The sequence below is a fragment of the Vibrio sp. 10N.261.55.A10 genome, assembly GCF_041470825.1.
Lineage (GTDB): Bacteria > Pseudomonadota > Gammaproteobacteria > Enterobacterales > Vibrionaceae > Vibrio > Vibrio crassostreae_C.
The window spans coordinates 1-7,203 of the sequence record NZ_JBFRNC010000065.1; the positions used below are offsets into that span (position 1 = coordinate 1).

The 7,203-nt window shown below is 43.1% G+C and carries 5 protein-coding genes; 2 read left to right on the top strand and 3 right to left on the bottom strand.

Features of this window, described 5'->3' with window-relative positions; genetic code table 11:
* Window positions 1-91: 91 nt before the first annotated feature.
* Both AB4274_RS19190 and AB4274_RS19195 read right to left on the bottom strand, forming a co-directional pair.
* Window positions 92-841 (bottom strand): oligogalacturonate-specific porin KdgM family protein, encoded by a 750-nt coding sequence (locus tag AB4274_RS19190; protein ID WP_372112953.1) that lies wholly within the window; start codon window positions 839-841, stop codon window positions 92-94.
* A gap of 1,037 nt (window positions 842-1,878) precedes the next feature.
* Window positions 1,879-2,490 (bottom strand): toxin-antitoxin system YwqK family antitoxin, encoded by a 612-nt coding sequence (locus AB4274_RS19195; protein WP_017061462.1) that lies wholly within the window; start codon window positions 2,488-2,490, stop codon window positions 1,879-1,881.
* Window positions 2,491-2,999: 509 nt separating this feature from the next.
* Here AB4274_RS19195 and AB4274_RS19200 point away from each other — a divergent pair.
* Window positions 3,000-4,772 carry a sodium:solute symporter family transporter gene (locus AB4274_RS19200; protein ID WP_017067389.1) on the top strand — a complete coding sequence of 591 codons (1,773 nt, stop codon included), beginning with the start codon at window positions 3,000-3,002 and terminating at the stop codon, window positions 4,770-4,772.
* 85 nt (window positions 4,773-4,857) lie between these two features.
* Window positions 4,858-6,474 carry a polysaccharide lyase 6 family protein gene (locus AB4274_RS19205; RefSeq protein ID WP_372112955.1) on the top strand — a complete coding sequence of 539 codons (1,617 nt, stop codon included), beginning with the start codon at window positions 4,858-4,860 and terminating at the stop codon, window positions 6,472-6,474.
* A 152-nt stretch (window positions 6,475-6,626) separates the two neighbouring features.
* Here AB4274_RS19205 and AB4274_RS19210 read toward each other — a convergent pair whose 3' ends face one another.
* Window positions 6,627-7,139 carry a peptide-methionine (S)-S-oxide reductase gene (locus tag AB4274_RS19210; protein ID WP_372112957.1) on the bottom strand — a complete coding sequence of 171 codons (513 nt, stop codon included), beginning with the start codon at window positions 7,137-7,139 and terminating at the stop codon, window positions 6,627-6,629.
* Window positions 7,140-7,203: the final 64 nt, after the last annotated feature.

The following is a 7,203-nucleotide window of genomic DNA, read 5'->3' on the forward strand; positions in this document are numbered from 1 at the left end:
ACTATTGGGGGTCAGTTCATTAAGCTGGCTTTTGTTTAGGTCTTAGAAAATTAGGACAGTAATTATCTTAGATTATTCATGTAGCTATCGATTAGAAGCTGTAAGTAATACCTACACGGCTACGCAGTTCACGAGTCGCTTTAGTTGATGAAGTGCTCACATCACCAAACTCTACATATGGTGCCCATTGACCCATAATATGGCGAATGCTTGCGTTCAACTCGTAGTTGGTATCGTCGTTGTCGTAGATGTCATAGCCATCAGCTTTGTAGTAGTTACCTTCTAGACCAAAGCGCCAGTTTTCCATTGAGTAGTTAACGTTTGCCGTTAGACGGTGACGACGTTGATTAGAAACGTTTTTATCAACCGTGATTGGAACACCGTCACTATCAACAATAACATCACCATTGTCATCGAATTGATACTCTGAGCTGCTAGTGTTCTGTCTCATATCGTAACGGTAACGAGCACTTAGGCTTAGACCATCAACGCTATCCACTTTGTATGTTGCACGAACTTGAGGCTTGTATGTAACGCCAGATTCACGACCTTCAATTGGCATACCGTAAGTCATTGTCCAGTTATCGTTTAGTACATGACGGTAGTTTAGACCAAGCTCCCAACCATTGTTCTTCAAATCTTCCATGAATTTACCGTCTTCTCCCTTGAATTTCGCTTCGATATCTACAAGGAAGTTGCCAATGCTATCGCCAAGTTTTACACGAGTAGCGTGTTGATCTGTATGACTCTTGTATTCGTGTCTCATATCGAAAGACGCAGCAGATACAGAGCCAGCAGCGAGTACAGATGCCACAGCAATCACGATTTTAGTTTTATTCATGGTATTAATTCCATATTTATAGGTTGAGTATTGGCCATAATTACAAGCCAAATAGAGTAGTTCTTGTCTTAAATGCATTTTGTTTTTGAAATTATTTCTTGGTTATTTCAAATTTATTTTGCATTTAAATAATACAAATATGGTAGCGATCCGAGGCGTGATGATCTGTGAACTTGATCGTGTTGTTAGGACAAAACCACTATTTACAAAGGGTTACAAAATCGAGTTGTTTCGTTAAGTTGATGTTTTTTAGTGATTTGTTTGGCTGTTGATAATGGTTTTGAAGAGTTTTGTTCATCAATAAATGTGCGCTACAGCAAAAAATTGAACCTTTAGATATCATTTTTATTTGTAATACATTATTATTTACTAACTTTCTGTAGCAATACATAACTTTGCTGTGTTGATTGCATGAACAGACGGTGTGAAGCCGAATAAGTAAGAGTGGTCTTGAAGCTAAATGGATTAAATCCAACCGCTTTAAGAGCATGAGGCATTTACTTGAGGTGATTTAAAGCTCAATCAGAGAAGGTTTGAAATGTAGTAGGCAAGGTAGTGACATAGCCTGCTATATAAGTATGAACTGGGTTCGAATCGTTACCCGTTGTTCTCATCAGCGACAAAGAAGAAATCGTTGAAGTGCTTGCGAAAGTATTTTGATTATTGCTCCCAACTATTCTAATTATAACTTCTGCTTTCATCTAGAAAGGTAGGAGATGGTAGTCGAAGATCTACCCTTGCGCTCATGTTGATACAGGCAACATGAGCGTTTTTTTATTTGAAATTTGAGTAGAGAGTCGTGTGCGGCTCAATAAGCGTGTAAACCGCGGCTTAAGAATAGGCTTTTAGGTTGATGACAACACGCTCAAGTGAGTCTGTTACAGCATCAAAGCCACGAACATTCACGCTTAATCACATGAATGTTCGTTTCCCTTCTCTTCTCTTCTCTTGTCTCTTAGTTGCAGACGTGTAGCTGCAAACTTTAACAGCAGGCGTTTAGTTATATCAAAGAGCTCCGTGAGAGCTGTTCTTGAGGCTTAGCTTTCTGTAGGCATCCACACCTGTTTAGAGGTGACTTTGTGATCTTTAAAGGTCAGTTCTTCAACTTTGTCACCGTTAGTATTCCAGCGAGTAAGTTTTCCGTTCGCGACTTCACCTTCATCAAACTTCGCTTGGCTGGCCTTATTACCGTTCGGGTAGTAGTCCGTTACCAATCCATCTTTTTGTCCGTCGCTGTATTCAGCTGTCAGGCTTTGTTCCCCATTGGGATACCAGCGAGAGGCGGTGCCTGATAGTTCATTGTCTTTATAATTGAGTTCTGCTTTTTTCTGTCCGTTTGGATACCAGGTTTCAGCTTTGCCTTGCAGTTCACCTTTTACGTAATTCACTTTAGAAGCGACTTGGCCATTCGGATACCAGTTAGTTTCTAGCCCAAGTTCTAAGCCATCGGCAAACTGAGCTTGGGTCGCGACTTGGCCGTTATCGAACTTCTCTTCAAATTGACCAGTGAAAGGTTTTGAATGGTTTACTTGGTAAGCCACGCCTTTACGCATCTGTAAGTAGTCAACAGCATCTTCACGCGGTGTTGCTGCATAGCTCATAGAAGATACCGTACTAAGAGCAATTAAGATTGGAACGTATTTCTTCATAATGACACCTTTTTATTGGACGGGGAAAGTGTAACGGGTGTGTTAAAAGCATTTCACTTCCGTGTATCCCTGTCAGTATCTAATAGTGGTTTTCAAGTTTTCATTATTGGCTGCCTAATATAGGGAACTTTTAAAAGCAAATTATCGATCTTATTTGTACTACAAATATGTTGGTTTAATTCATTTTTATAAATTATATCTAACGATATTTTTGCTGCTCTTCTTTAAGCTTTGATCGTCAAGAATAATAGTTTTTAACGATGAATCTTCGATTTTTAGAGACCTTGTTCATGTTTTTCGGGGTTTTGGTCGAAATTTAGTGCGGATAACTGCACTGACTTGAGGAATTGCGCTCCTAGGTGGTGCAACTTTGAACTCGATCACTTGTATGATTAATTGAGTGTTAGACTGTAAGATCATTGTCACGTATTTGGATTATTGTAGTACAAATATACTTGCCATTTATTTATAGTGACCTCAACAAAAAAACATAAATAAAAGGTCTAACGATGGAACTCAATACCCTGATAGTTGGCATCTACTTCCTATTCTTAATTGCGATAGGGTGGATGTTTCGAACGTTTACAAGTACGACAAGTGATTACTTCCGTGGGGGAGGTAATATGCTGTGGTGGATGGTAGGTGCAACCGCATTTATGACCCAGTTCAGTGCTTGGACATTTACTGGTGCAGCAGGTAAAGCCTTTACCGATGGCTTTGCCGTAGCGATTATCTTCATCGCGAACGCATTCGGTTACCTAATGAACTACCTTTACTTCGCTCCGAAGTTCCGTCAACTGCGTGTTGTGACGGTAATTGAAGCGATTCGTATGCGTTTTGGTAAGGTGAATGAGCAAGTATTTACTTGGTCTGGTATGCCAAACAGCGTTATCTCTGCAGGTATTTGGTTGAATGGTCTAGCAATCATCGCATCGGGTATCTTCGGCTTTGATATGACAACGACGATTGTCCTAACGGGTCTGGTTGTACTGGTGATGTCAGTGACGGGCGGCTCTTGGGCGGTAATCGCATCTGACTTTATGCAGATGGTTATCATCATGGCAGTAACGGTGACATGTGCAGTCGTTGCTATTTACCACGGTGGCGGTGTTACGCAGATCATTAGCGACTTCCCAACGGATTCGTTCATCACGGGTGACAACCTTAACTACATGAGCATCTTCAGCATCTGGGCTGTGTTCATCTTCTTAAAGCAGTTCAGCATTACCAACAACATGCTTAACTCTTACCGTTACCTTGCTGCAAAAGATTCAAACAACGCACGTAAAGCAGCACTGCTTGCTTGTGTACTAATGACGCTTGGTCCAATCATCTGGTTCATGCCTTCTTGGTTCATGGCTGGTCAAGGTGTTGATTTAGCAGCTGCTTACCCAGAAGCTGGCAGCAAAGCCGCTGACTTCGCTTACCTTTACTTCGTTCAAGAATACATGCCTGCAGGTATGGTTGGCCTTCTGATTGCCGCTATGTTCGCAGCAACAATGTCTTCAATGGACTCAGGTCTAAACCGTAACTCAGGTATCTTCGTTAAGAACTTCTACGAGCCGATTCTTCGTCCTAAAGCGACAGAGAAAGAGCTAATGGTTGTTTCTAAACTAACGTCTACCTTCTTCGGTATCGCGATCATCTTGGTTGCTCTGTTCATCAACTCTCTTAAAGGTCTGAGCCTTTTCGACACCATGATGTACGTGGGCGCATTGATCGGCTTCCCAATGACAATTCCAGCATTCTGTGGCTTCTTCATCCGTAAAACACCGGATTGGGCAGGTTGGGGCACGCTAGTTGTAGGTGGTGTGGTTTCTTACTTCGTTGGTTTCGTTATCACTGCGGACATGATTCAAAACTGGTTCGGTCTAAATGAACTAACCGGCCGTGAGTGGGCTGACCTGAAAGTGGCTATCGGCCTTATCGGTCACATCATATTTACTGCTGGCTTCTTTGTTCTTTCAACACTGTTCTACAAGCCTCTTGCTGAGCACCGTGAGAAAGACGTAGACAAGTTCTTCAACAACCTAGCGACGCCACTAGTTGCTGAAAGTAATGAACAGAAGAAACTGGATAACAAGCAACGTCGTATGTTGGGTTCACTTATCGCGGTAGCGGGTGTGGGCGTAATGACTATGTTCGTACTGCCAAACCCAATGTGGGGACGCATGGTATTCGTTCTGTGTGGCTTGATTGTGTTCTCTGTTGGTCTGTTACTTGTTAAAGCGGTCGATGACAAAGTCGAGCAACAAGACGAAGTGACTCCAGCCGAAGGCTAATTTAATACGCATCCTAAATAACATCACGGCCACCTGAACGGGTGGTCGTCATTTTTATAATCCAAACTTTAATGTGAGATGTACGATGAACAAAAAACTATTATCGGTAAGCATTATTAGCGCGTTCACACTCGCTTTTGCAACAGGCTGTACAACACAAGAAAAAACAGCACCCGTAGTCAGTGTCGCTGAACAAGCTACGCCTGCTGTTAGCGAAATTGACCGTAGTTACCTATTGAGCAGTGACCGCTTAACAGAGGTAGATGGCGACACTTTAGCCGTTGCTTCGGAAGAGCAAGTGGCTGCGCTTAAAGCACAATTTGAAAACCTAAAAGATGGCGACGAAGTGGTTATCCCTGCCGGTAAATACGCGAACTTAGGTCAAGTGACGATCACGGCGAATGACATCACTATCAAGGCTGAGCAAGCAGGCTCTGCGTGGATCACTGGTTTGATTCAGTTTGAACTGAAAGGCGATGACATCACGCTTGATGGCTTGGTATTTACTGAGGGCGGTCCTAACGAACGCTTTGGTGCAGTACGTATGATGGGTAATGGCAACACGCTGCAAAACTCAACATTCTACTACTTCAACCATGATTACACGTACGAGCCAGACGAGCGTCGTTCTGAGTATCCAAAGTACCTATGGGTTTCTCTATGGGGTAAAGATGGCAAAGTCATCAACAACCGTTTCGAAGGTAAGCAAAAACGCGGCACTTTGATCGGTGTACAAAAAGATGACACAGCCGACAACCACCTGATCGCAAATAATATCTTCATGGATCAAAAGCCTAACCAATTCAATGAATTCGATATCAAAGAAGCGATTCGTTACAACGGCAACAGCTGGGAAGCGATCCGTATTGGTGATTCTAAAGCTTCACAGTGGGATTCAAGTTCTAAGTTCGTGAACAACCTGATGATCGATATGGATGGTGAGCGTGAGCTTATCTCGATTAAGTCGGGCGACAACACGATCTCAGGTAATACTATTTTCCAAAGCACCGCGCTTATTTCACTGCGTCACGGAAAAGGCAACACGGTTGAGAACAACATGATTCTTGGCAATGGAAAGCGCCTAACCGGCGGCGTCCGTATCTACGATGAAGATCATGTGATTCGCAATAACTACATTGCAAACACTCGAGGCCGCGATGGTTTGATCGAAGGCAACGCTGACCTACGTGGCGGCATTGTTATTAACACAGGTATTATCGACGTAGCGAATGGTGAGCAGCTAGATCAATCGGTGAAAGGCAAAGAGCTGAACAAGCAGTGGACACCGAAAAACATCACCATCGAGAATAACTCTCTAGTCGACACTGAGTGGGGCATTGTTTACGGCAACCAAAGCCACCGTGTAAGTTTGTTTGACAACGCAGAAGTGGAAGGCATTTATGCGGGCGTTGATGTGGCGTTCAAACACAACGTGGTTGATAACTCGCAATCTCCTGAGTTTGTAAGTGTGCGTGCAACGCAAGATTACCCATTAGTCGGCGCAACCTACACAGACGAAACTTACGTAGGTCAAGTAACGGATTCTGAACTGATCGAAGGCTACTCGGTTGAGCTACCAAAAGTCGTTGTAGAAAATGGCATGAACGCTTACCAAGGTGAAGGCGCAGACGTGTCTAAACTTGCGGTTGTGACAGCTGAAACAGCGGGTCCAGACTACGTGCTTGAGAATACGACTAAGTAATTTATTAGTTAATGGCTAAAGGTTAATGGCTTGAGCTACCAAATCAATTCACGATAGCTGTCCTGACCATAACACTTAAAAAGCCTCAACAGATAATGTCTGTTGAGGCTTTATCGATCTTAGGTCGTGATCATCTCAATCTTACGTCGAGACTACTGTGATTTATACTTATGCAGTAGATCCCAAGGGATATGACATAAGTGGTGATCTTCAGGGAAGTGACTTAAGTGATGCTGGTGGATGTCGTCGCTGGCAACATAATTGGTCAACGGCAACACCTCAACAGCGATACGGTCGGCATCATCTCTTGAAGAAATATAGTGCTTAGCTTCGGTTAAGTGTTCTGCATTAGTGCTGTATACACCTGTGCGGTATTTCTCTCCGACATCGACACCTTGTTTATTCCAGCTGTAAGGGTCGATAATCTCAAACAAGTGTTCCATCAAAATCGTGACTGACGTGATGTTTGGATCAAATTCAATTTGTACGCACTCCGCGTAGCCATTGTAATCGCTTTGTGTGCCGTCGCTTTGTGTCGTTTTGTTCTCTGTTGGCTGGGCGCTTCCATTAGCACGGCCTGCTTCTGTGCTGATAACACCAGGAACGTACTTAATAAATTCTTGTACACCCCACAAGCAGCCGCCAGCTAAATAAATTTGTTCCATACTTCTCTTTGAGCTCTCTGTGTTTGTTGATGTTCGTTAGGTACCCAGGGCAAGATTACGAAGC

Coding starts and splice junctions, on each gene's coding strand:
- AB4274_RS19190 (WP_372112953.1), bottom strand. CDS start 841: ATGAATAAAACTAAAATCGTGATTGCTGTGGCATCTGTACTCGCTGCT.
- AB4274_RS19195 (WP_017061462.1), bottom strand. CDS start 2,490: ATGAAGAAATACGTTCCAATCTTAATTGCTCTTAGTACGGTATCTTCT.
- AB4274_RS19200 (WP_017067389.1), top strand. CDS start 3,000: ATGGAACTCAATACCCTGATAGTTGGCATCTACTTCCTATTCTTAATT.
- AB4274_RS19205 (WP_372112955.1), top strand. CDS start 4,858: ATGAACAAAAAACTATTATCGGTAAGCATTATTAGCGCGTTCACACTC.
- AB4274_RS19210 (WP_372112957.1), bottom strand. CDS start 7,139: ATGGAACAAATTTATTTAGCTGGCGGCTGCTTGTGGGGTGTACAAGAA.